The 21,869-nt window shown below is 68.8% G+C and carries 24 protein-coding genes, 1 tRNA gene and 1 riboswitch; of the genes, 14 read left to right on the top strand and 11 right to left on the bottom strand.

Annotation, left to right across the window (positions count from 1 at the left end):
• Positions 1-36: 36 nt before the first annotated feature.
• Positions 37-921, bottom strand: a complete 885-nt coding sequence (locus EPA64_RS03395; RefSeq protein ID WP_134724850.1) for a LysR substrate-binding domain-containing protein — start codon at positions 919-921, stop codon at positions 37-39.
• Between the two features lie 100 nt (positions 922-1,021).
• Here EPA64_RS03395 and EPA64_RS03390 point away from each other — a divergent pair, with 100 nt between their 5' ends.
• Positions 1,022-1,300 (top strand): hypothetical protein, encoded by a 279-nt coding sequence (locus tag EPA64_RS03390; RefSeq protein ID WP_134724849.1) that lies wholly within the window; start codon positions 1,022-1,024, stop codon positions 1,298-1,300.
• A gap of 80 nt (positions 1,301-1,380) precedes the next feature.
• Here EPA64_RS03390 and EPA64_RS03385 read toward each other — a convergent pair whose 3' ends face one another.
• The 3 genes from EPA64_RS03385 to EPA64_RS03375 all read right to left on the bottom strand — a co-directional run bounded on the left by EPA64_RS03385 (position 1,381) and on the right by EPA64_RS03375 (position 3,767).
• A complete protein-coding gene (locus EPA64_RS03385) occupies positions 1,381-1,965 on the bottom strand; it encodes an ABC transporter ATP-binding protein (RefSeq protein WP_134724848.1) in 585 nt (194 codons plus the stop codon).
• A complete protein-coding gene (locus EPA64_RS03380) occupies positions 1,955-2,707 on the bottom strand; it encodes an ABC transporter permease (RefSeq protein ID WP_246026604.1) in 753 nt (250 codons plus the stop codon). The genes EPA64_RS03385 and EPA64_RS03380 overlap by 11 nt, the downstream gene beginning before the upstream one ends.
• A gap of 91 nt (positions 2,708-2,798) precedes the next feature.
• On the bottom strand, positions 2,799-3,767 hold the full coding sequence (locus EPA64_RS03375) for an ABC transporter substrate-binding protein (protein ID WP_134724847.1): 969 nt from the start codon (positions 3,765-3,767) through the stop codon (positions 2,799-2,801).
• A 180-nt stretch (positions 3,768-3,947) separates the two neighbouring features.
• Between EPA64_RS03375 and EPA64_RS03370 the strand changes: the two genes are divergently transcribed.
• The 12 genes from EPA64_RS03370 (at position 3,948) to EPA64_RS03315 (ending at position 16,182) form a co-directional block, all read left to right on the top strand.
• Positions 3,948-4,712 carry a response regulator transcription factor gene (locus EPA64_RS03370; protein ID WP_246026588.1) on the top strand — a complete coding sequence of 255 codons (765 nt, stop codon included), beginning with the start codon at positions 3,948-3,950 and terminating at the stop codon, positions 4,710-4,712.
• Complete coding sequence (locus EPA64_RS03365) at positions 4,709-5,908, top strand: FIST N-terminal domain-containing protein (RefSeq protein ID WP_246026587.1); 1,200 nt, start codon at positions 4,709-4,711, stop codon at positions 5,906-5,908. The genes EPA64_RS03370 and EPA64_RS03365 overlap by 4 nt, the downstream gene beginning before the upstream one ends.
• Positions 5,895-7,220 carry an ATP-binding response regulator gene (locus EPA64_RS03360; protein ID WP_134724846.1) on the top strand — a complete coding sequence of 442 codons (1,326 nt, stop codon included), beginning with the start codon at positions 5,895-5,897 and terminating at the stop codon, positions 7,218-7,220. The genes EPA64_RS03365 and EPA64_RS03360 overlap by 14 nt, the downstream gene beginning before the upstream one ends.
• Before the next feature lie 160 nt (positions 7,221-7,380).
• Positions 7,381-8,061, top strand: a complete 681-nt coding sequence (locus tag EPA64_RS03355) for a hypothetical protein (protein ID WP_181953493.1) — start codon at positions 7,381-7,383, stop codon at positions 8,059-8,061.
• A complete protein-coding gene (locus EPA64_RS03350; protein WP_134724845.1) occupies positions 8,058-8,396 on the top strand; it encodes a hypothetical protein in 339 nt (112 codons plus the stop codon). Before EPA64_RS03355 ends, EPA64_RS03350 begins: the two co-directional genes overlap by 4 nt.
• 106 nt (positions 8,397-8,502) lie before the next feature.
• Positions 8,503-9,285: an SDR family oxidoreductase gene (locus tag EPA64_RS03345; protein WP_134724844.1), complete on the top strand. Its 783-nt coding sequence runs from the start codon at positions 8,503-8,505 to the stop codon at positions 9,283-9,285.
• 203 nt (positions 9,286-9,488) lie between these two features.
• Complete coding sequence (locus EPA64_RS03340) at positions 9,489-10,607, top strand: ABC transporter ATP-binding protein (protein WP_134724843.1); 1,119 nt, start codon at positions 9,489-9,491, stop codon at positions 10,605-10,607.
• Between the two features lie 56 nt (positions 10,608-10,663).
• Positions 10,664-10,752: riboswitch (glycine riboswitch) on the top strand.
• Positions 10,753-10,870: 118 nt separating this feature from the next.
• Positions 10,871-11,974: a glycine cleavage system aminomethyltransferase GcvT gene (gcvT, locus tag EPA64_RS03335; protein ID WP_134724842.1), complete on the top strand. Its 1,104-nt coding sequence runs from the start codon at positions 10,871-10,873 to the stop codon at positions 11,972-11,974.
• A gap of 14 nt (positions 11,975-11,988) precedes the next feature.
• Positions 11,989-12,345, top strand: a complete 357-nt coding sequence (gcvH, locus tag EPA64_RS03330) for a glycine cleavage system protein GcvH (RefSeq protein ID WP_167626583.1) — start codon at positions 11,989-11,991, stop codon at positions 12,343-12,345.
• 135 nt (positions 12,346-12,480) lie between these two features.
• Positions 12,481-15,315 (top strand): aminomethyl-transferring glycine dehydrogenase, encoded by a 2,835-nt coding sequence (gene gcvP / locus EPA64_RS03325; RefSeq protein ID WP_134724840.1) that lies wholly within the window; start codon positions 12,481-12,483, stop codon positions 15,313-15,315.
• A gap of 51 nt (positions 15,316-15,366) precedes the next feature.
• Positions 15,367-15,813 (top strand): thioredoxin TrxC, encoded by a 447-nt coding sequence (trxC, locus tag EPA64_RS03320; protein WP_134724839.1) that lies wholly within the window; start codon positions 15,367-15,369, stop codon positions 15,811-15,813.
• Positions 15,814-16,106: 293 nt separating this feature from the next.
• A tRNA-Ala gene (locus EPA64_RS03315) sits at positions 16,107-16,182 on the top strand.
• A 152-nt stretch (positions 16,183-16,334) separates the two neighbouring features.
• On the opposite strand, the gene EPA64_RS03310 is transcribed toward EPA64_RS03315, so the two are convergent.
• On the bottom strand, positions 16,335-17,396 hold the full coding sequence (locus EPA64_RS03310) for a hypothetical protein (protein WP_134724838.1): 1,062 nt from the start codon (positions 17,394-17,396) through the stop codon (positions 16,335-16,337).
• Positions 17,397-17,712: 316 nt separating this feature from the next.
• On the opposite strand from EPA64_RS03310, the gene EPA64_RS03305 reads away from it, so the two are divergent.
• Entirely contained in the window at positions 17,713-17,985 is a 273-nt protein-coding gene (locus EPA64_RS03305; protein WP_134724837.1) for a thermonuclease family protein, read from the top strand.
• 184 nt (positions 17,986-18,169) lie between these two features.
• On the opposite strand, the gene rhuM is transcribed toward EPA64_RS03305, so the two are convergent.
• From rhuM to EPA64_RS03275, 6 genes are all read right to left on the bottom strand, one after another.
• Positions 18,170-19,186, bottom strand: coding sequence for a RhuM family protein (rhuM, locus tag EPA64_RS03300; RefSeq protein ID WP_134724836.1), 1,017 nt, complete (start codon positions 19,184-19,186; stop codon positions 18,170-18,172).
• Positions 19,187-19,426: 240 nt separating this feature from the next.
• Complete coding sequence (locus tag EPA64_RS03295; RefSeq protein ID WP_134724835.1) at positions 19,427-20,023, bottom strand: PIN domain-containing protein; 597 nt, start codon at positions 20,021-20,023, stop codon at positions 19,427-19,429.
• Positions 20,020-20,487 carry a helix-turn-helix domain-containing protein gene (locus EPA64_RS03290; RefSeq protein ID WP_134724834.1) on the bottom strand — a complete coding sequence of 156 codons (468 nt, stop codon included), beginning with the start codon at positions 20,485-20,487 and terminating at the stop codon, positions 20,020-20,022. The genes EPA64_RS03295 and EPA64_RS03290 overlap by 4 nt, the downstream gene beginning before the upstream one ends.
• 278 nt (positions 20,488-20,765) lie before the next feature.
• Entirely contained in the window at positions 20,766-21,119 is a 354-nt protein-coding gene (locus tag EPA64_RS03285; protein ID WP_134724833.1) for a hypothetical protein, read from the bottom strand.
• Complete coding sequence (locus EPA64_RS03280; protein ID WP_134724832.1) at positions 21,116-21,481, bottom strand: hypothetical protein; 366 nt, start codon at positions 21,479-21,481, stop codon at positions 21,116-21,118. Before EPA64_RS03280 ends, EPA64_RS03285 begins: the two co-directional genes overlap by 4 nt.
• 22 nt (positions 21,482-21,503) lie before the next feature.
• Complete coding sequence (locus tag EPA64_RS03275) at positions 21,504-21,800, bottom strand: hypothetical protein (RefSeq protein WP_134724831.1); 297 nt, start codon at positions 21,798-21,800, stop codon at positions 21,504-21,506.
• Positions 21,801-21,869: the final 69 nt, after the last annotated feature.

The raw sequence follows: 21,869 nt of genomic DNA, 5'->3' as shown, positions 1-21,869 counted from the left end.
CGTTCGCACATCCGGCCGTTTGCGCGGCCGCCGCCCTCAGTCGTCGCGGTCGGCGGCCACCTGTTCCGCCAGGAACCGCCGCAGCCGCCGGATCACCGGTCGGTTGCGGCGCGCGGGCGGATAGGCCAGCCAATAGGCCTTGCCGTTGCGCGCCACGATGTCGAACGGCTGGACCAGCGCGCCGGTCGCCAGTTCGGTGCGAAAGAACCGGGGCGTCAGCATGGCGACGCCGGTCCCGGCCATCGCGGCCCGCGCCTCGTGGATCTGGGTGCCCAGGGTCAGGCCCGGGCGCGGCGGGCAGGGCGCGTGGGCGACGCCCGCCGCGGCCAGCCACTGCGCCCAGCAGGGGTCCGTCGGGTCCAGCCAGGGCAGCGGCACGATGTCGGCGGGTCGCGCCAGCGGACCATGCTGCGCCAGCAGCGCCGGCGACAGCATCGGCGTCAGCGTGATGTCGAACAGATGGTGCGATTCCAGCCCCGGCCAGTCGCCGCCGCCATAGCGGATGGCGACGTCGAAATCCTCGCGCGCGAAATCGACGATGCGTTCTGAACTGTCCAGCCGCACGGCAAGGCCGGGGTTGTGCAGCTGGAACAGCCCCAGCCGCTGCGACAGCCAGTTGGTGGCGAAGGTCGGCAGGGTGGTGATCGACAGGGTTTCCTGCGCGGGCGTCTGGTGCCACGCGTCGCGCAGCTGCGCGAACGCCGCCTGCGTGGGCGCGGCCAGCCGCGCCCCCTGGTCGGTCAGCGCCAGCCGCGGGCGGCGCAGGAACAGCGCCCCGCCCAGCCGCTCCTCAAGCAGGCGGATCTGATAGCTGACCCCGGCCTGCGTCATACCCAGTTCCGCCGCCGCGGCGGTGAACGACAGATGGCGCGCCGCCGATTCGAACACCCGGACGGCGGCAAGCGGCGGCAGGGCGTCCATAAGCGGTCCTTATCCGGGCGTGCCGAGGATTGGTTGGTGTGACGGCGCAAACGCTAGCATGTTGATCCCAACACGCAAGCCAGCCTTGAAAGGATACGCCATGACCTGCCTGTCCGTCACCGTTCCCGCCCACCCTGCGGCCGCACACACCGCCCCCGACCTGCCCGCGCCCGCTTTGCTCGCGCCCACCCTGCGCCGCTGGTGGGCGGCCCGGTCGGACCGCGCCGCCACCCGGCGCGCCCTGTCCGAGATCCCCGAATCGCTGCGCCGCGACGTGGGCGTCGACGGCGCGCTGCCGCTGGCCCGGTTCGAGAACGGCGGCCGCACGTTCATCAGCCACGGCCGCCCCGACAGCACGCTGAGCGGCTGGCACTGGTGATCGGGCCGGCGGTCAGGCCGCCTTGGTCAGGCCGCCGGTCAGGCCCCGGCGGCCAAGCCGCGCTGGTTGAACCCCGTGGGTCAGACCAGCCGCGCGGGCGCGCCCGACAGGGTCAGCGCCTGCGCGCCCAGCCGCGCCGCCTCGGACGGGTCGTGGGTGACCAGCACCAGCCCCGCGCCGCTGGCGTCCAGCAGGGCCGCCGTCAGGTCCAGCATCCGCCCCGCCGTGTCCGCGTCCAGCGAGGCGAAGGGCTCGTCCATCAGCAAAAGGTCCGGCCGCGCGGCAAAGGCGCGCGCCAGCGACAGCCGCCGCTGCTGCCCCAGCGACAGCTGGCGCGGGAAATGCCGGTGCTTGCCGGAAAGCCCGACCTGATCCATCAGCGCCAGCGCCGCCGCGCGGTCCGCCCCGGTCGGGATGGTGACATTCGCCAGCGCCCGCCGCCACGGCAGCAGCGTCGGTTCCTGAAACACCGCCGACAGCCGTTCCGGCACCGACCGGCTGCCGTCAAAGTCACGGTCCAGCCCCGCCACGATCCGCAGCAGCGTCGATTTCCCGATGCCGGACGGCCCGAGGATCGCGATCCGCTGGCCGCGCGCGACCTGCAGCGACAATGCGCCCAGCACGGGGCGTCCCGCAAAGGACTTGGCCTTCAGGTCAAGGCGCATCCTGCCTCCAGCGGTTGGCGCGCGCTTCCCACGGTCGCAGCACGGCCAGGTCGATCGCCAGCATCACCGCGACAAAGGCCAGCGACCACGCCAGCACCCCCGCCACGTCGAAGCTGGAAAACAGCAGGTGGATCTTGAAGCCCACGCCGTTCGACCGGCCCAGGAACTCGACCACCAGCACGATCTTCCAGATCAGCGCGATGCCGGTGCGGGCGGCGGCGGCGATATGCGGGGCAAGCTGGGGCAGCACGACATGGCGCAGCCGCGCGGGGCCGGACATGCCGAAGACGCCGGCCATGTCGTCCAGGTCGGGGCGCAGGGCGCGCGTCCCCTCGCGCAGCATGACGGCGACGACGGGGATCTTGTTCAGCGCCACGGCCAGGATCGCCGCCGTCTCGTTCAGGCCGATCCAGATATAGGCCAGCACGATGATGACCAGCGCCGGGATGTTCAGCAGGATGACCAGCGTCGGGTCCAGCCAGCGGTCCAGCCGCCGCGACCGGCCCATCGCCAGCCCCAGCGCGCCGCCCAGGATCATCGCCGCGACAAAGGCCAGCGCCACGCGCAGCAGCGTCATGCCGGCGTGAAACCACAGCTCGCCGCTGGCGGCCAGCGCGGCCAGCTTTTGCGCCACCGCCATCGGGCCGGGCAGGCGCTGGGGGTTGCCGGTCAGCGCCGCCGCCACCGCCCACAGCGCCAGCAGCGCGACCAGCGACGCGACGCCGGGCACCAGCCCCGGCAGGCGCGCGCGGCGGGGCTGCGCCGAGGTGGCGGCCGGCACGTCGCTGGGCGGGGTGGACGCCAGATCCGGCCCTAGCTCGGACGGGCGCGGGCTACTCACCCGACCAGAACAGCCCGGCGGGCAGTTCGGTCAGCCCGCCGGTCAGCTCGTCCCCGCCCAGTTCGGCCATGACCGCGAACATCTTCTGCGCCGCCGCCGCGTCCACCTGCTGCGACTGCGGGATGCCCGCGCGCCAGCCGTCGCGCAGGGCCGCGAACTCGGCGTCGTCGGCGGCGTTCATGATCGGGCGCAGCGCGTCCCACGCGGCGTCATCGGTCGCCAGCACCGCCTTGGCCTCGGCCGAGGCGCGGGCCAGCCCCTGCGCCAGCGCAGGCTTTTCCGCGATCCACGCGTCGCGCAGCACGTATCCCAGCAGCGGCGTCGCCGGGTCCAGCCCCAGGTCGCGGGCGGCGTCGTTGACGCTGACGATCTCGCGCATCCCCGCGGCGGCCATCTTGGCCTGGAAATGCCAGAAGTTGATGGCCGCATCGACCTCGCCCGACTCGGCGGCCGCCATGATCAGCGGGGGTGCGCCAAAGACCTGTTCGGTGACGGCGCCGATATCCTCGCCGCCCTGCTGGCGCGACCAGGCGCGCAGGATCAGCCAGCTTTTGTCCACCGGACCCCCGGCGATGCCGATGCGCTTGCCCTTCAGGTCGGCCAGCGTCCGCACCGGGCTGTCGGCCCTGACCATCACGCCGCCGACCGCCGTCGAATAGGGCAGGAAGGTGAAATCCGCCCCCTGCGCGCGCTGCTGCGCGACCCACAGCAGGTCCGACACGATCGTGTCCACCTCGCCGCCCTGCATCGCCACCTGCGTCGCAGGATTGCCGGCCAGCGGCAGCATCTCCAGCTGAAACCCGTTGACCGCGTCCAGCCCGCGCGCCTTGATCGTCGCCAGCTCCCACGAGACGGTGCCGTTTTCCAGCGTGCCAACGGTGATGACGGGGGCCTGCGCGCTGGCGGCGGTGGCGGTCAGGGCCAGCGCGGCGGCGGCGGCAAGGCGGCGGAACAGGGTCATGGCGGATGTCCTTGGAAAAACCCCCGGCACGCTGGCACGCGGCGCCCCGCCGTTCAATGCGACATTCGCCGCAGCGCGGGCGCCGAAGGCCTAGGGTCTTGCGCGGGACCGCCGCGCGCCTAGACTGCCCGCGCGAGGAGGCAGCGCGGCAAGCGGACGCCACTTGGCGAGGAGGACGACATGACCACACGTGCCACGCACGACCCGCGCGCGGGCGACGGTGCCGAACGCGCATCCGTGACGGGCGATCACGCGTCCACCCCCGACCGCGCCGCGCCGCGCCTGTCGGCCGACCGGGTCAAGGACATCCTGATCGTGGACGACCACCCGCTGATGTGCGACGCGCTGGCGCTGACGCTCAAGATCAGCTTCGGCCGCAAGACCGTGCGCACCGCGCGCAGCCTGGCCGCCGCCGTCGAACAGATCCGCAGCCAGGGCGCGCCCGACGCGGTGATCCTGGACCTGAACCTGCCCGACGCGCGCGGGGCCGAGGGCATCGTGACCCTGCGCCGGCAGCTGCCCGACGTGCCGATCACGATGATTTCCGCCGATCTGGAAAACGCCATGATCTCGGCCGCGATGGCGGCGGGGGCGCAGGGATACATCAGCAAGTCCCTGGGCCGCGAGGCGCTGGTCGACAGCCTGCGCCGCATGTGGGAGGGCGAGCGCGTCACCCCCGAAAGCTATGAGCCGGACGCGGCGGGCGACGAGGATCAGGCCCGCGCCGAACTGGCCCGCCGCTTTGCCACGCTGACGCCCCAGCAGATGAAGATCCTGCGGCTGATCTGCCAGGGCAAGGCGAACAAGGAAATCAGCTATGAGCTGTCGATCGCCGAGGCGACGGTCAAGACCCACATCACCGCCATCATGTCCAAGATCAACGCCCGCCGCCGCACCCAGGCGGTGCTGCTGGCCAACAGCGCCCGGCTGTTCGAGGCGGTGTGACACGGGCCGCTGATCCCGCGGGCAGGGGCGGCGACGCGGGCTGCGACGCGGGCTTGGCCGCGCGGGCCGACGCGGGGCCGGTGTCGGTGACGGTGCGGTCGGACGATCCCCACGGCGCGCAGGCGCTGCATGCGGGGCTGGTCGCCTGCGACCCGGCGCTGGTGCTGCTGTTCGGCTCGCCCCGGGACGCGCTGGCGCCGATGGCCGAGCGGCTGCACCGCTTGCTGCCCGGCGTGACGCTGGCCGGCTGTTCGTCCGCCGGCGAGATCGGGCGCGACGGCTATCAGCGCGGCACGGTGCTGGGGATCGGCTTTCCGCGCGCGACCTTCCGCGCCGGTGCCGTGGCGCTGCGCGACCAGGGCGACATCCCGGTGTCGGCGTGGCTGGCCGCGCTGCGCACGCTGCATGCCGATTTCGTGCCCGATCCGCGGCGCGCGGTGTTCGGCATCCTGCTGGCCGACGGCCGGTCCGGGCACGAGGACGTGCTGGCGGCGGCGCTGGATGCGGCGCTGCCGGACGTGCCCATCGTGGGGGGATCGGCGGGCGACGGGCTGGATTTCGGCGCCACGACGCAGATCCTGGACGGCCGCCCGGTGCCGGGGGCCGCGGTCTTTGTGCTGGTCGAAACCGCGCTGGCGGTGGCCGAGGTCAGCTTTGCCCATTTCAGCCCGACCGAGGACCGCGCCGTCGTCACCGCAGCCGACCCCCACAGCGGCACGATCCTGGAACTGAACGCCGAACCCGCCGCCGACGAATACGCGCGGCTGGCGGGGCTGGACCCGGCGGCGATGGAACCGGCCGACTTCGCCTCGCACCCGCTGCTGCTGCGGATGGGGCGGCGTCACCATGTCCGCGCGATCAGCGAGGCGACGGCGGGCCGCGGGCTGAAGCTGATGTCCTCGATCGACACCGGCACGGTGCTGACGCTGGGCCGGGCCGAGGATGTGACCCAGGGCTTTGGCGCGGCGCTGGACAGCCTGCCGCAGCCGCCGCTGATGGTGCTGGGGTTCGACTGCATCCTGCGCCGGCTGGCGGTGGAACGCGCCGGGATGGCCGGGCGCATGGGCAGCCTGTTCGCGCGCTATCGCGTGGCGGGGTTCAACACCTATGGCGAACAGCACGCGGGGATGCACGTGAACCAGACCTTCGTCGGGCTGGCGCTGATGCCAAGGGCGGACGGCGATGCTGCGCACTGACGACAGCCCGGCGCGGCGGGCCGAAAAACTGGGGCGCATCACCCAGGTGCTGATCGACCGCGTCGACCGGCTTGAGGAATCGCGCGGCTCGGCCTGGTCGATGTTCCAAGCCGCGCTGGCCCTGGAACGCGAGGCGCTGGCCCGGACCCGCGACCTGGAACGGGCGCTGGCCGATCTGTCGGAAAAGAACCGCGACCTGGCCGTGGCCCGCGCCGCCGCCGAAGAGGCGAACCGGTCCAAGACCCGCTTTCTGCGCGCCGCCAGCCACGATCTGCTGCAGCCGCTGTCGGCCGCGCGGCTGTTTCTGTCGGCGCTGACCGACACCCCGCTGGACCCGGTCCAGCAGGAACTGACCACCCGGCTGGCCGGCGCCTTCGAATCGGTCGAAGAGCTGATGCACGCCGTGCTGGACATCAGCCGGCTGGACAGCCAGCGCATCGAGTTCCAGCGCAAGCCCGTCGATCTGGACGCGCTGTTCCGCCGTCTGGCCGTGGAATACGCCCCGATGGCCGAGGCCAAGGGCCTGCGCCTGAGTTTTGCGCCGACCTCGGTCATGGTGGACAGCGATCCGGTGTTCCTGCGCCGCATCGCGCAGAACCTGGTGTCGAACGCGATCAAGTATACCGATGCGGGCGGGGTGCTGGTCGGCGTGCGCCGCCGCGCCGGCCGCATCTGGGTCGAGGTGCGCGACACCGGCATCGGCATCGCCGCCGCCGACCGGGGCCGCATCTTCGACGAGTTCCAGCGGGTCGGCCGCGAGGGGGGGGCGGGCGGCATGGGGCTGGGCCTGTCCATCGTGCGCCGCGCCTGCGCCAAGCTGGGCCACCCGATCACCATCGACAGCCAGCCGGGGCGCGGCACCGTGTTCCGTGTGGGCCTGCCGCCCGCCGACGGCCGGGCCGCGCGGGCGCAGGCGGCGGGGCCGGACGACGCCCTGCGCCTGCGGTCCCGCGTGGCGCTGGTGGTGGAAAACGACACCGCCATGCGCCGCGGATACGAGATGCTGCTGGCCGACCGCTTCGGCATGGTCGCGCGCGCGACCGGCGGCACCGCCGAGGCGCTGGCCGCGATGGGCGAGGACGACCCCCCCGACGTGATCCTGGCCGACTATGACCTGGACGCGGGCGACACGGGGCTGGCCGCCATCGACAGCCTGCGCGCCGCGGCCGGCAAGCGCATCCCCGCGATCATGGTGACGGCGCAGCGCGACCCCGCCATCGCGCGGAATTGTGCCGCCGCGGGGGTGCCGCTGATGGAAAAGCCCGTGCGCCCCGACGATCTGCGCGCCATGCTGCTGCAGGTGATGGACTGACAGGGCGCCCCGCCTGCGGGCCGCCCGCGGCCGGACGACACGCCGGGCGCGGGGAAGGGGGACGCCGGTCGGGCATGACCGCGACGACGAAGACGGGCGCCCCTGCGGGCGCGGGCAAGACGGGCGCCCCTTCGGGCGCGGGGAGGGGGAAGGGATGAGGATGCGATTTTCGTGGGGCGGCGCCGCGGCGCTGGTGGTGGCCTGCCTGCTGGCGACGGGCGCGGCCCGCGCCGGTCAGGCGGGCGATCTGGTCTTTGCCGACCGCGGGCCTTGGGCGCTGGGCGACCGCACGCTGGTCTGGACGATGACGCATCAAGGCCCCGCCGCGCCGAACTTTGCGCGGTTCGACAACGGCTCGCTGACGCTGTCGCAGGCGACCGACCCGTCGGACGGCAAGCCGGTGCTGCACCTGGACCAGAAATCCGACGCGCTGAGCCGCAGGATCGGGCCGTTCCCCACCTCGGGCGGGGATCCGGTGGTGACGTATTTCCTGGAAAGCACGACCCGCGACATGGCGGCGCTGACCGGGGGCAACCCGGATTACATCCGCAACCGGCTCAAGGACGCGGTGTTCCGGGGGGGCGAGGTGACCGGCACCGCCGACGCCCCCGAGGTCGTGCTGCGCCCCTTTGCCGACGACCCGAACAAGGCCCGCATGCACGGGTTCGAAACGCTGGAGATCCGGTTCCGCATGGGCGCCGACCCCAGCCAGCCGGTCCGCGAGATGATCGCCCGCACCACCGGTCCGGTCGCCGCGCCCCCCGCGCAGCCGACGGTCCCCGGCGCGGCGCCCGTCGCGCCGGAACCGGCCCCCTATCTGCACGCGCTGGCGCTGCAATGAGGGGCGCGGTTCTTGCAGGCGCGCTGGCCGCGCTGGCCGGTCCCGCCGCGGCGCAGGCCGTCAACGACTATCCCACCGCCGCGCGGGCGGAATACGTGCTGATCTGCATGGGCACCAACGGCGAGACACCGGAAATGCTGCAGCGCTGTTCCTGCGCCATCGACGCCATCGCGGGCGTGCTGAGCTATGACGATTATGTCAGCGCCGAAACGGTGCTGCGGATGCGCCAGACCACCGGCGACCGCGCCGGCATGTTCCGCGAGGGGCCGCTGTCGGACGGCATCCTGGCCCACCTGCGCCGGGCCGAGGCCGAGGCCGAGATCCTGTGTTTCTGACCCGCGCCGCCCGGCCGGGCGGGCACAAGCGCGCTTGACCTTTGCGGCGGGGCGCGATTGCCTCGCGCCCAGCCGCAGCAGCGGGCCGCAGCAAGGGGAACTGGCGATGGATCTGGGGATCAGGGGAAAACGGGCGCTGGTCTGCGCCGCGTCCAGGGGGCTGGGGCGCGGTTGCGCCGAGGCGCTGGCGGCCGAGGGCGTCGATCTGGTCATCAACGCCCGCAGCGAGGACGCCCTGACGCGCACGGCGCAGGACATCGCCGACCGCCACGGGGTCGGGGTCCAGGCCGTCGCCGCCGACATCACCACGCCCGACGGGCGCGCGGCGGTGCTGGCCGCGCTGGGCGGGCAGGCCGACATCCTTGTGACCAACGCGGGCGGGCCGCCGCCCGGCCAGTGGACCGACTGGGACCGCGACGATTTCATCCGCGCCTTCGACGGCAACATGCTGTCGGCCATCGCGCTGATGCAGGCGCTGGTGCCCGGCATGATGGACCGCGGCTGGGGCCGGGTCGTCAACATCACCAGCGCCGCCGTCCGGTCGCCCATCGCGCAGCTGGGGCTGTCGAACACCGCGCGCACCGGCCTGACCGGCTTTGTCGCGGGCATGTCGCGGCAGGTGGCGGACAAGGGCGTCTGCGTGAACAACCTGCTGCCGGGCATCCACGACACCGACCGCGCGACCGCGCTGGACGCGGGCGTGTCGCAGGCGCAGGGGATTTCCCCCGATCAGGCGCGCCGCCAGCGCGAGGCGACGATCCCCACCCGGACCTATGGCCGGGCCGAGGATTTCGGCGCCGCCTGCGCGTTCCTGTGTTCGCAGCAGGCGCGGTTCATCGTGGGGCAGAACCTGACGCTGGACGGCGGGGCGCTGAACGTCACGATCTGAGGGGCGCACAGGGGGCCGTCATCGCGGCCATCTTTCGATGATGGCTGCAATGAGTGTGATGAGGGCGGTGATCAGTGCAATGTGTTCTGAGGACATGGACGTTCTCCTATCCGCAGAATGATCGGTCCGAGCACGGGGGCATTTATATGCCCGCGAACTGGCATACGCCCGAACTTTACCAGCAGGGACCGGCCTGCTAGGCATTGCCGACCGAATTGATCGGATTGCCGGTGCCCCACAGCCAGCCCCCGCCGCCGCGCCTTGCCGTCGACAAGCTGACCCGCGTCTTTGACGGGCTGGCGGTGGTGGACGACGTGTCCTTTACCGTCTCGGCCGGCGAGGTCGCCTGCCTGCTGGGCCCGTCCGGCTGCGGCAAGTCCACGACGCTGCGGATCGTGGCGGGCGTGGACATGCAGGACGGCGGCCGGATTTCCGTGGACGGGCGACTGGTCTGCGACACCGTGTTCCGGGTGCCGCCGGAACGCCGGGCCATCGGGCTGATGTTCCAGGACTTTGCGCTGTTCCCGCATCTGTCGGTCGCCGACAACGTGGCCTTTGGCCTGAAAGGCGGGGCGGCGGCGAACCGGGCGCGGGTGGCGGAGCTGCTGGACCGCGTGCGCATGTCGGACCATGTCGACAGCTATCCCCACGCGCTGTCGGGGGGCGAGCAGCAGCGCGTCGCGCTGGCCCGCGCCTTGGCCCCCAGCCCCCGCATCCTGCTGATGGACGAGCCGTTCTCGGGGCTGGACGAGCGGCTGCGCGACGGCATCCGCGACGAGACGCTGGCCCTGCTGAAGGACGAGGGCACCGCCGTCCTGCTGGTCACGCACGAGCCGCACGAGGCGATGCGCATGGCCGACCAGATCCTGCTGATGCGGCGCGGGCGGATCGTGCAGCGCGGCGCGCCCTATAACCTTTACAACGCGCCCGTGGACCGCGAGGCGGCGGCGTTCTTCTCGGACGTCAACGTCCTGACCGGCACCGTGCAGGGTGCGCTGACCGACACGCCGTTCGGCGAGTTCCTGACCCCCGGCGTCCCCGACGGGACGCCCGTGGACATCGTGATCCGCCCCCAGCACCTGCGCATCGACTTTCACCGCGGCGGCAGGGGGCCGGCGCCCACGCCCGAACACGGCACCGCCGCGCATGGCGTCGTCCAGCGCGCCCGTTTTCTGGGCCGCGAATCGCTGGTCGAGTTCCGCATGGACCACGACGGGTCGGTCCTGCGCGCCACCGTCCCGGCGGTGTTCATGCCCGACCCCGGCACGCCGATGTGGCTGATGCTGCGCCGCGACCGCGCCTTTGTCTTCCCGCGCCGCTGATCCGGGGGGGTGCGACAAACCCCCTTGCCAGCGGCGATCGCGGGCGGCTAAACCGGCCTTGGAAACCGGGAGACGCTGGCGCGATCCAGGGCCGAAGGAGCAACCGCCCCGGTAAACTCTCAGGCAAAAAGACCGTTTCCACGACAGACTCTGAAGAGTGGCCGCTTGGCCCGCCGAAGGGATAACGATCTCAGGCGCCCCCCGCGGGGTAGGGACAGAGGGGGCATCGCAAGCGCGGCCGTTCGGGCCGCCGGGAGGATGCCGTGACCGATGACCTGCGACGCACGCCGCTTTACGACCTGCACCTGGCGCTGGGCGCCCGGATGGTGCCCTTTGCCGGATGGGAAATGCCGGTCCAGTATCCGATGGGGGTGCTGGCCGAGCATCTGCACACCCGCGCCGCCGCCGGGCTGTTCGACGTCAGCCACATGGGGCAGGTGATCCTGCGCGGGCCGGACGCGGCGCAGGCGCTGGAACGGCTGGTGCCCGCCGACATCATGGGCCTGCCGCAGGGCCGGCAGCGCTACGGGCTGTTCACCAACGACAGTGGCGGCGTGCTGGACGATCTGATGATCGCCAACAAGGGCGACCATCTGCTGCTGGTGGTGAACGCCGCCAACGCCGCGCAGGACGCAGCCCACATGATCGCGGCGGCGCTGGCCCCCGAGGTCGTGACCGACCGCGCGCTTTTGGCACTGCAGGGTCCGCGAGCCGAGGCGGCGCTGGCCGCGCTGGTGCCGGGCGCGGCCGATCTGCGTTTCATGGATTCGGCCGATTTGCCGTGGGATGGCGGCACGCTGTGGGTCAGCCGGTCCGGCTATACCGGCGAGGACGGGTTCGAGATCTCGGTCCGCGCCGACCGGGCCGAGGATTTCGCCCGCGCGCTGCTGGCGCAGGAAGGGGTGGCGCCCATCGGCCTTGGCGCCCGCGACAGCCTGCGGCTGGAGGCGGGGCTGCCGCTGTATGGCCACGACATGGACGCGGACACCACCCCGGCGGAGGCCGGGCTGGGCTGGTCGATCCCCAAGCTGCGCCGCACCGGCGGCGAGCGCGAGGGCGGCTTTCCGGGCGCTGAGGTCATCCTGCCGGAACTGGGCCGCGCCACGCGCGTCCGCCGCGGCCTGCGCCCCGAAGGCCGCGCGCCGATGCGCGAGGGCGTGGCGCTGTTCGCGGCGGCCGAAGGGGGCGAGTCCATCGGCACCGTCAGCTCGGGCGGGTTCGGCCCGTCGGTGGCCGCGCCGGTGGCGATGGCGGTCCTGCCCGCGGAACTGGCCGAAGGCGCCACCGTTTACGCCGAACTGCGCGGCAAGCGCCTGCCCGCGCGGATCGCGCCCATGCCCTTTGTCATCCCCACCTATAAACGCTGAAAGGTCGGCCCATGCTGAAATTCACCCCAGACCACGAATGGCTGCGCGCCGACGGCGACGAGATCGTCGTGGGCATCACCGCGCATGCCAGCGAACAGCTGGGCGACGTGGTGTTCATCGAACTGCCCGAAGAGGGGCGCGAGGTCGAGGCCGGCGAGGAGATCGTGGTGATCGAATCGGTCAAGGCCGCGTCCGACATCGTGGCCCCCATCGCGGGCACCATCACCGCCGTCAACTCGGCCGTGGCGGACACCCCCGGCGCGGTCAATGACGACGCGATGGCCGCCTGGTTCTTTCGCATCAAGCCCACCGAGCCGGGCGCGATGGACGCATTCATGGACGAAGCCGCCTATCAGGCGCTGATCGGCTGAGCCGCACGGCCGGACCGGGGCGCCGCCCCGGACCCCGGGGATATTTCCACAAGAAAGAAAAGGGCGCGGGGCCGCACCGCCGCGCTCTTTGCCCAGTCATTCCGGCCCATGCGGCCATTTCGAACGAGCGACGCCATGACCCGCTGGACCCCCACCGCCTATGATCCCGACGATTTCGCCAACCGCCGCCACATCGGCCCCTCGCCCGCCGAGATGGCCGAGATGCTGGCCGTGCTGGGTGTGGGCAGCCTTGACGAGCTGATCGACCAGACCGTGCCGGCCTCGATCCGGCAGGACAGCGCGCTGGACTGGCCGGCGCTGTCGGAACGCGAGCTGCTGGCCCTGATGCGCGAGGTGGGCGGGCAGAACCGGGTGATGACCAGCCTGATCGGGCAGGGCTATCACGGCACCGTCACGCCGCCCGCGATTCAGCGCAACATCCTGGAAAACCCGGCGTGGTATACCGCCTATACGCCCTATCAGCCGGAAATCGCGCAGGGGCGGCTTGAGGCGCTGCTGAACTATCAGACGATGGTGGCCGACCTGACCGGCCTGCCGGTCGCCAACGCCAGCCTGCTGGACGAGGCGACGGCGGCGGCCGAGGCGATGGCGATGGCGCAGCGCTCGGCCAAGTCCAAGGCGACCGCGTTCTTTGTTGCCGACGACCTGCACCCGCAAAGCGTGGCGGTGATCGAGACGCGGGCCGCGCCGCTGGGGATCGAGATCGTCCGCGGCAAGCACGGGGACTGCGACCCCGGTGCGGTGTTCGGCGCGATCTTCCAGTATCCCGGCACCTTCGGCCATATCCGCGACCTGACCGACGACTGCGCGGCGCTGCACGCGGCGGGGGCGGTCGCCATCGTGGCCACCGACCTGCTGGCGCTGTGCCTGCTGAAGGAACCGGGCGCGATGGGCGCCGACATCGCGGTCGGCTCGTCCCAGCGGTTCGGCGTGCCGATGGGCTATGGCGGGCCGCACGCGGCCTTCATGGCCTGCCGCGACGAGATGAAGCGCGCGATGCCCGGCCGCATCGTCGGCGTCAGCGTGGACGCGGCGGGGCGGCAGGCATACCGGCTGGCGCTGCAGACGCGCGAACAGCACATCCGCCGCGAAAAGGCCACGTCCAACGTCTGCACGGCGCAGGCGCTGCTGGCGGTCATGGCGTCGTTCTATGCGGTGTTCCACGGCCCCGTCGGCCTGCGCGCCATCGCCCAGCGGGTCCACCTGCACACCGCGACGCTGGCCCGCGCCCTGCGCGAGGCCGGGGCCGAGGTCCAGCCCGAGGCGTTCTTCGACACCATCACCGTGCGCGTGGGCGTCGGACAGGCCGGCATCCTGGCGGCCGCCGAACAGCGCGGCATCAACCTGCGCCGGGTGGGCCGCGACCGGGTGGGCATCTCGCTGGACGAGACGACCGACGCTTGCGTCATCGCGCGGGTGCTGGACGCCTTTGGCATCACCGACGCGGCCGAACCCGCCCGCGACCCGGCAATCCCGGACGATCTGCTGCGCGAAAGCGACTATCTGACCCATCCGGTGTTCCACATGAACCGGGCGGAATCCGAGATGATGCGCTATATGCGCCGCCTGTCGGACCGCGACCTGGCGCTGGACCGGGCGATGATCCCGCTGGGGTCGTGCACGATGAAGCTGAACGCCGCGGCCGAGATGATGCCCCTGACCTGGCCCGAGTTCGGCGCGCTGCACCCCTTTGCGCCCGCCCATCAGGCCGCAGGCTATCACCGGATGTTCGCCGACCTGACCGGAAAGCTGTGCGCGATCACCGGCTATGACGCGTTTTCGCTGCAGCCAAACAGCGGCGCGCAGGGGGAATATGCAGGCCTTCTGACCATCGCCGCCTGGCACAAGGCCAACGGCGAGGACCGCGACGTCTGCCTGATCCCGACCAGCGCGCATGGCACCAACCCGGCCAGCGCGCAGATGGCGGGGATGAAGGTCGTGGTGGTGAAATCCGCCCCGAACGGCGACATCGACCTGGAGGATTTCGCCGACAAGGCCGCCAAGGCGGGCGACAAGCTGGCGGCGGTGATGATCACCTATCCCAGCACCCACGGCGTCTTCGAGGATACCGTGCGCGACGTCTGCCGCATCACCCACGACCACGGCGGGCAGGTCTATATCGACGGCGCGAACATGAACGCGCTGGTCGGGCTGGTAAAGCCGGGCGAGATCGGCGGCGACGTCAGTCACCTGAACCTGCACAAGACCTTTGCCATCCCGCATGGCGGCGGGGGCCCCGGCATGGGGCCGATCGGGGTCAAGGCGCATCTGGCGCCCTATCTGCCGGCCGATCCGCGCGACGGCCTCGGCGCGGTTTCGGCGGCACCCTGGGGGTCGGCGTCGATCCTGCTGATCTCGTGGGCCTATGTGCTGATGATGGGCGGCGCGGGGCTGACGCAGGCGACGCGGGTGGCCATCCTGAACGCCAACTATATCGCCGCGCGGCTGGCCGGGGCCTACCCGATCCTGTTCATGGGCAACCGCGGCCGCGTCGCGCATGAATGCATCGTGGACACCCGCGTCTTTGCCGAACATGGCGTGACCGTGGATGACATCGCCAAGCGGCTGATCGACAACGGCTTCCACGCGCCGACGATGAGCTGGCCGGTGGCCGGCACGCTGATGGTGGAACCGACCGAGTCCGAGACCAAGGCGGAACTCGACCGCTTTGTCACCGCGATGATGGCGATCCGGGCCGAGATCGCGCAGGTCGCCGAAGGCCGCATCGCCGCCGCCGCCTCGCCCCTGCGCCACGCGCCCCACACGGTCGAGGATCTGGTCGCCGACTGGGACCGCCCCTATTCGCGCGAACAGGGCTGCTTTCCGCCGGGCGCGTTCCGGGTGGACAAATACTGGCCGCCGGTGGGGCGCGTGGACAACGTGGCGGGCGACCGCAACCTGATCTGCACCTGCCCGCCGGTCGAGGCCTATGCCGAAGCGGCCGAATAGGCGTGATCCTTTTGCCGTCCCCGGCGTTGTCCGGGGACGAAAGGGGGCGCGATGGCCGAAACCCACACCCACACCCACACCCTGACCTGCCTGGCCTGCGGGCAGGGCAACCGACTGCCCGCGGACCGGCTGGACCAGTCGCCGAAATGCGGCACCTGCGGCGCGGCGCTGATGCCCGCCAAGCCGGTGGCCATCGACCTTGCGACGCTGGAGCGGGCGGCGCGGCGCGACAGCCTGCCGCTGCTGGTGGATTTCTGGGCGCCGTGGTGCGGCCCCTGCCGCGCGATGGCGCCCGAGTTCGAGCGCGCCGCCGGGTTGCTGGCCGGCCGGGCGCGGCTGGCCAAGATCGACACGCAAAGCCATCCCGACGCGACGGTCCGGTTCGATATCCGCGGCATTCCGGCGTTCATCCTGTTCCGCGACGGCCGCGAGGCCGCGCGGCTGGCTGGCGCGCGCCCGGCGGCGCAGCTGGCGGACTGGGTGCGCGGCCAGTCGTGACCGCCGTGCCGGCGGTGCCTCCGGCGGGGATATTTCAGCACCAAAGACGACGCTGGCGGGGCGCACACAGTCCGCGCGGGCGCTCGTCCCCGCGGACTGTAGCGTCTTCGGTGGCGGTCATCGGCGTCCCCGCCTGTACCGCCCCTCTGGTCTGCCCGATTCGGATTGAGATTCGGTTAACGGCGTCTTTGGTGCGGAAATATCCTCGGGGGCGCGGGGGCAGACAGCCCCCGCTGCGGGCGCGCGACGGGGCCTTGACAGCCTGTCCGCGCCGGTCCAAACAGCGCGCCTGTGGGGCCGTAGCTCAGTTGGTAGAGCGCATCGTTCGCAATGATGAGGCCAGGGGTTCGATTCCCCTCGGCTCCACCAGTTTCAACAGATTTTCTCTTGCAAGAACAATAGCTTAGGCCGCCCATACCTAGGTCCGCCCCACAGTTTACCCCACCGCGCGCGCGGCATGCTCGTAGATCGTGCTGGACGACTAGGGACGTCGAACCGTCCCGGAACGGGCTGGCGAGGGGTCAGTGCGGCGAATCCCAAGGGTGCGTCGCTCCGCCGTGGTCCGTGTCGATGACCTTCATGGATTCGACCACTTCTGCGCCGATCTGGACGCCGGAACGCCTCGCCTCGGCCGGCAGGTCGTCGCGCTTCAGCCAGCGCACCAGACGATGTGCCAGTGCGGCGAGATGCTCGCTGAAGGCTCTCGCCCGTTCCCATTCGTTGCGGGCCTCAGCACGAGCATCCAGCGCCTCCTGTCGTTCCTTCACGGCAGCGGTGGTCATCGCTTCGACGGTGGCGATCTGCCGCGCCATCTGGGCTTCCACCTCTGCTCGCCTCGTCTCCCATGCGTCCCTCTGCTCGGTGACGGTGCGCTGGGCTTCCGCAACAGCCTTGAACGCGTCGGTTTCCAGCCGGTCAGGGCGAGGGTCGTCCTTCGGCGTCCTGGTCAGCTGCGCGCCGTTCTCGCGCTCAAAGAACAAGGCGAACTCGGCCTGAAGGGCAATCCCGACCGCTCGGGGGTTCGTGAGCCGACCGCGCGCTTGAGGATGCCGACGCAGGATTTCGTCCTGGTGCTTCTCGGCCAGTTCCTTCCCGAACTTCGTCGGTGAGGCCCAGAGGTTGACGCCCTTCTTCGTCCGCTTCTCGTAGCGGGGCGCGGCGAACACATCGACCACGAGTTCCCCTGCTTCGTCCCGGTCGACCCGTGCCGCAAAGACAGCCTTGCCGCCATGGGTTTCCTCGATGAACCGGATAGCCTGCTCCGCCATCAGGCGCTGCTTTTCATCCTTGCTTGCGAGTTCCGCGAATACGCCGGGGGCGCGATCAGTCAGGACCTCGGCGGGCATCTTGATGATGAAGTGCAGCACGGGTCTCTTGCATCCCTTGTTCTGCTGCACGCCTTCCATGTGAGCATTGTAGGCCGCTCGCAGGTCGAGGGTCTTGTAGACCAAGGGGGGCGTGTCCCGGATCCTGCGCAGGCGGCTGGTGCCGTCCTCACGCTTGCCGTGCTTCTCCTGTGCGTGAAGGGTTGCCTGTCCTGCTCCGCCCAGCGCGAGGGAGACGCAGCGAACCGAAGCTTTCATGGGGCACCCTTTATCGGTCATCAGTCATCCCTTGAGATGTTTTGCCTCGTGAAAAAGGCAAAACTCGCTTTGCCTTTTGGGGCCCCCACCCCAAAAGACGCTCGCCCTACGGGGGTTTAAGGTTGCCTTGAACGGAGAGGATGACCTGTTGCAGAGGTGAGGTGGCCTTCTTCGTCATGGTCGGGCAGGGCGGGGGAGATGAAGAGTCAGTGCCCCGTCAGAAGGCCCATACGGGAAAGCCATGTGCCGGCGCAGTTCTGCTCCAACGGACAACTGACGAAACCGACACAACTGACAAAACCTCCGGACGCCCGCCATGCTGACCTGCCTTGCCGCCCTCTGCATCACAGGCGCCGTCGCCATCGACGGTGACACGGTGCGCCTGGACAGTCCCGGCAAGAACCTCCGCCTGCGGCTATGGGGTATCAGCGCGCCGGAGATACGTGACCCGGGCGGGATTGAGGCCAGCTGGGCGCTGGCTGCGCTGGTCGAAGGTCAGACGCTCGCCTGCGGCCTGATGGACGTTGACCGCTATGACCGCCCCGTGGTGCGCTGCGCGACTGCGGAAGGTGGCGGATCTGGGCTGTGAGATGGTGCGGCAGGGGCATGCACGGGACTGGCCACCGTATAGCTAAGGCGCCTACGCTGATTGCGCTCGTGAGTAGAACTCTTGCAGCAAGACGCCCGCCGGTGGGGCGGGCGTGAGGTTACAGAGCTGTTACGGGATGAGCATTCAGCGCACATGGGGGAGCCCCGCCGGAGCGGGGTCTCCATCATGCGCTGAGGATGTGGTCGTATAGTCCTATATCCCGGCTTATTGGGTCATAGTCGAGCCCGGCATCTTCGACCTTTATCCTCGCGAGATAATACTCATATTCTCTATCGATGTGCCGCTTCATCTCAGCGCCGAGGTAATCCTCCCAGCCACCAAAGACCTTGTAGTCGTTGAGGGTAAGGAGGCGGTCCAACTGGGCATGTAACGATGCCATTGTCATCTTCTTGCCAGCAAGCGCGGTTGCCTCAGCGTAGAGCAAGAACTGCTCGGAAAGAATGTGAAGCCTGTAAAGCTCTTCTTTCGTCAGGAAGTTCTTTCCAACCATAGCTTCAGCTTTCGTCGGCCGCTTTCCCGAGAAGGAGATAACGCCCATGTTCTCCAAGGTGTGATCTGCGCGGTCCATCACCAGCTTCGCGCTGGTCATGGTCGTGACGGCGTAATGAAACTTGTCCTGGAGCAAGGCATAGAAGGTCCGAACCTCCTTGGACGACGGATCATAGTCTGACGACCCCATCTTGAAGCACTCCCGCACCTTGGCGAAGACATGCTTCTCTTCCGAGCGCAGCGCGCGGATCTGCGCTGCAAGGGCGTCAAGTTTCTCCGGAGAGGCGCGCAGAGCGCGCTCGTTGATGACGAACCCCTGTTCGATAAACGCCTTGAGGGTCCCGGTGGCCCACTGGCGGAAGCGCGTTGCGGCCTTGGAGTTTACTCTGTATCCGGCAGAGATAATAGCATCTAGGCTATACAGCCGTACGGGCTTCTTCGAGGAATCAATACAAATAATCTTTGTATTGCTGGCCTGATCTAGCTCGCCATCATTGAATATACCTTTGAGATGATAGGAGATATTCTGCTGAGACGTTCCGAACAGCTCAGCGATCTGCGCCTGCGTTGCCCAGATCGTCTCCGTCCCAGGGTCGAGTCTGAGGGCGATAGGGTCAGCGTGCCCCGGCTGCTTGTATTCAACTAGTTCAACTTGATGGATAACGTCATCGTTGTCTTTCTTGGGTGCCATCGGGTGTCCTTTCTTGACACTCGGGCTAGTCAATCGCATCTTGACTACACAGCCGCGCACCCATAGAGACGCGGCAGGTTGGGATGCGATGATTCGCAGGTTGCTATAGTCGGACCTCTCCGCAAAAAGACAGTCCGATTAGAAACATACAGCATCCCGCTTATAAAGGTCTAGCCCGCGTTCCCTAGGTGTTCGCGGGCTCCTTATTTTTTAGATCCCTCTCCGTGTCAGACGCTGCCCTCAGCAGCCTGATCCGTTGCTAGATGGTATCAACACCTCCAACGGCTCGATTGCCGCTGCGAAGTTTGGCACACCTGCTTTTTCGAGGCTTGCTCTGTAGTCATCAAACGTCATGGGAGGAGCGCGATAGTGCAGGAAGTCATTAATGACAGCCTCTGACACATCGTTGGGGCCAAGGCTGAAAACGTCCATCAGGAAGTCGTCAGGATGTTTCGTGTGGAGGCGAAAGGTTTCCATGATTTCTTCTGGAAAGTCTTTCTGATTGAATGTCACTACTACGTTCGCGCGCGTCATGATGGCGGCGGCAACAACATGACAGTCGTCAGGATCCGGCAGGACGATGCCGCCCATTAGGGGCTCGAAGCCGGTGACAAGGCAGTCAGGCACTGCCGCGTTCATCAGTTCTCGCGTCTTTTTCAAGTTCTCAGGCTGGAGGTCCGTGCGGTTCGTCACCAGGTTCCTGACCCACTCGTCATGGACCATGTCGCTCCATCGAGCACGAAAGAGCTTGGTCTGAGCGATATAGAGCACGAGGCTTCGCAGCCTCGCGCCATAGAAGACATTTACATCGAAGAATGCCGTGAAAGTCGAAATCATTCCAGCCCAAGAGCCCTTTCTTCTGCATGCAGGTCTTCAAGGGCCTTGCTCTGCTCAGCACGGCAATTTTGCTCGTATGCAACCAAGTCAGAGAACTGCACACGCCGGTGGGTGCCGACCTTCCGAGAGGGCAACTCGCCCGCATCTAGTTTGCGGACAAGATAAGGGCGCGAGACGTTTAGGTAGTCAGCAGCTTGCTGCGTTGACAGTTCCGCCTCGTAGGGAATGAGAGAGATCGGCGTTCGGTTGGCCATTGCTTCTAGCACGGCGTGAAACATCGCAACCGCGGGAGCTGGCAGCGGCACGATGATTTTTGGGCCACCTTCAAGAGGATCGATCGACACCTTGACACTCTCATGCGCCTCGGCAACGGCCTTCAGACTGTCAGCTGCACGACGAGCAACGACGGCCTCGGCTTCGTCCGCGACGAAGGGCTCACGCGTCTGGTCCATAAGTGCAAGCATAGTTTCCCCCTAGTCTTTCATGCGGTCGGCGAACGTCGGCGAACGTCCGCGAACGCTCGCGAGCGACGCCATACATGGGACTATGTCGGCTGTCACCCGTCAATCGAAATAAACGCAACAGGTGAACTAAGTGTGACTGGTGCGGGTTCCAACATCCGCAGCGAGCAACTTTTCATGAGCGGCTGTTGACCAACGCTCACTGTCAAACGCGAACAAAGCAAAGGCCCCGCGCTGGGCGGGGCCTGTCGGCTTCATGATGGGGTAGGGTCAGGCGCCGATCAGGTCGGGGCGCCGAACATGGCGCGCAGCTCGGCCCAGACTGTCGCTAGATGCGGGTTGCCGACCTCTAGATCCGCCTCGCCCGTGTCCGTCCATGCGGCGATTTTCAGAAGCACGTCCCGTTCGCATCGACTCGGCTCATGCATGAGGATCTGTTCATGCACCCAACGGGCATCATGCGCTCGTTCAAAGGCATCATTGTCATCGGCCTTGTCGGCAGACCACACGTCCGCATTTAGCCGCTTCCACTCGCGGAACAGGGCGGCGACGGGCGTCTCGTCTTCTGCCCCAGCAGGGACCGCGCCTGCCAGCGCGAGCGCAGGCGCGGCTTTCAGAAGGGCGCGGCGGTTCATGCTGCACCGCCGATCAGGGCGCGGGCCTCTTTCCAGAGCCCCGGCTGTTGATTTTCGTCCGGGAGACAAAACACGCCGAAGGCCGTGTGCGCAGTGACCTTGCAGATGAAGTCTGCAGCAGTCTCGCAAGGGGTCGCCATCATGCGCTTTTCAATCGCACTGCGATAATCAGCAAGCTGGTCGAGCTCTTCGTCCGGTAGCCCGGCAGTGTAGCCTGCGTCCTCGGCCTCCTGTGCCGCCCTCCACTCACGGAACAGGGCGGCGACAGGAGTTCCGGTGCTGGCGCCCGCCGGCAAGGCACCCAAGAAGGCGAGCGCGGGAGTGGCTTTGAGCAGGCCGCGGCGGCTGGTGGCGTTTGTCATGATCTATTCTCTCCTTGAAAATTCAGGCGGCGTGGACAGCCACCCGGAGTTCGGTAGTCAGCTGGTCGCGCAGGCGGTAGTCGGCCGGCGTCCAGCGGTTCTGGCCTTCCAGAGCGAAGATGCGCGCGCTCACGGCAGCGACACGGGGCGACTGCAGGGCAGCGGCGCGAGCCATGCGAGCCTCGGCCCAAGCCCGGCGCAGGGCGTGCTTGAAGATGAAGCGGCGCGACCGACCCGACAGATTGATCCGCGAGGCCGCAATCTCGGCACGGGCGTGGGCCCAGGCGGCGTTCATGATGGCGGAGCGGTCGTAGGTCATAGCGTTCCCCTTCCCTATGTGATAGGTTATCTATCGCACATGATAGAAGGTCTTGCAATAGATCATCTA

The organism is Paracoccus luteus (assembly GCF_004522155.1).
GTDB lineage: Bacteria > Pseudomonadota > Alphaproteobacteria > Rhodobacterales > Rhodobacteraceae > Paracoccus > Paracoccus luteus.
This window is presented reverse-complemented; position numbering and strand designations above follow the sequence as displayed.

Bases quoted from the DNA above. Each gene is read 5' to 3' on its own strand.
- EPA64_RS03385 (WP_134724848.1), bottom strand. From the start codon at position 1,965: ATGCGCCTTGACCTGAAGGCCAAGTCCTTTGCGGGACGCCCCGTGCTG.
- EPA64_RS03345 (WP_134724844.1), top strand. From the start codon at position 8,503: ATGGATCTGGGGATCAGGGGAAAACGGGCGCTGGTCTGCGCCGCGTCC.
- EPA64_RS03390 (WP_134724849.1), top strand. From the start codon at position 1,022: ATGACCTGCCTGTCCGTCACCGTTCCCGCCCACCCTGCGGCCGCACAC.
- gcvP (WP_134724840.1), top strand. From the start codon at position 12,481: ATGACCCGCTGGACCCCCACCGCCTATGATCCCGACGATTTCGCCAAC.
- EPA64_RS03395 (WP_134724850.1), bottom strand. From the start codon at position 921: ATGGACGCCCTGCCGCCGCTTGCCGCCGTCCGGGTGTTCGAATCGGCG.
- EPA64_RS03355 (WP_181953493.1), top strand. From the start codon at position 7,381: ATGCGATTTTCGTGGGGCGGCGCCGCGGCGCTGGTGGTGGCCTGCCTG.
- EPA64_RS03295 (WP_134724835.1), bottom strand. From the start codon at position 20,023: ATGATTTCGACTTTCACGGCATTCTTCGATGTAAATGTCTTCTATGGC.
- trxC (WP_134724839.1), top strand. From the start codon at position 15,367: ATGGCCGAAACCCACACCCACACCCACACCCTGACCTGCCTGGCCTGC.
- EPA64_RS03375 (WP_134724847.1), bottom strand. From the start codon at position 3,767: ATGACCCTGTTCCGCCGCCTTGCCGCCGCCGCCGCGCTGGCCCTGACC.
- EPA64_RS03350 (WP_134724845.1), top strand. From the start codon at position 8,058: ATGAGGGGCGCGGTTCTTGCAGGCGCGCTGGCCGCGCTGGCCGGTCCC.
- EPA64_RS03305 (WP_134724837.1), top strand. From the start codon at position 17,713: ATGCTGACCTGCCTTGCCGCCCTCTGCATCACAGGCGCCGTCGCCATC.
- EPA64_RS03370 (WP_246026588.1), top strand. From the start codon at position 3,948: ATGACCACACGTGCCACGCACGACCCGCGCGCGGGCGACGGTGCCGAA.
- rhuM (WP_134724836.1), bottom strand. From the start codon at position 19,186: ATGGCACCCAAGAAAGACAACGATGACGTTATCCATCAAGTTGAACTA.
- EPA64_RS03275 (WP_134724831.1), bottom strand. From the start codon at position 21,800: ATGACCTACGACCGCTCCGCCATCATGAACGCCGCCTGGGCCCACGCC.
- EPA64_RS03285 (WP_134724833.1), bottom strand. From the start codon at position 21,119: ATGAACCGCCGCGCCCTTCTGAAAGCCGCGCCTGCGCTCGCGCTGGCA.
- EPA64_RS03310 (WP_134724838.1), bottom strand. From the start codon at position 17,396: ATGAAAGCTTCGGTTCGCTGCGTCTCCCTCGCGCTGGGCGGAGCAGGA.
- EPA64_RS03360 (WP_134724846.1), top strand. From the start codon at position 5,895: ATGCTGCGCACTGACGACAGCCCGGCGCGGCGGGCCGAAAAACTGGGG.
- EPA64_RS03290 (WP_134724834.1), bottom strand. From the start codon at position 20,487: ATGCTTGCACTTATGGACCAGACGCGTGAGCCCTTCGTCGCGGACGAA.
- EPA64_RS03280 (WP_134724832.1), bottom strand. From the start codon at position 21,481: ATGACAAACGCCACCAGCCGCCGCGGCCTGCTCAAAGCCACTCCCGCG.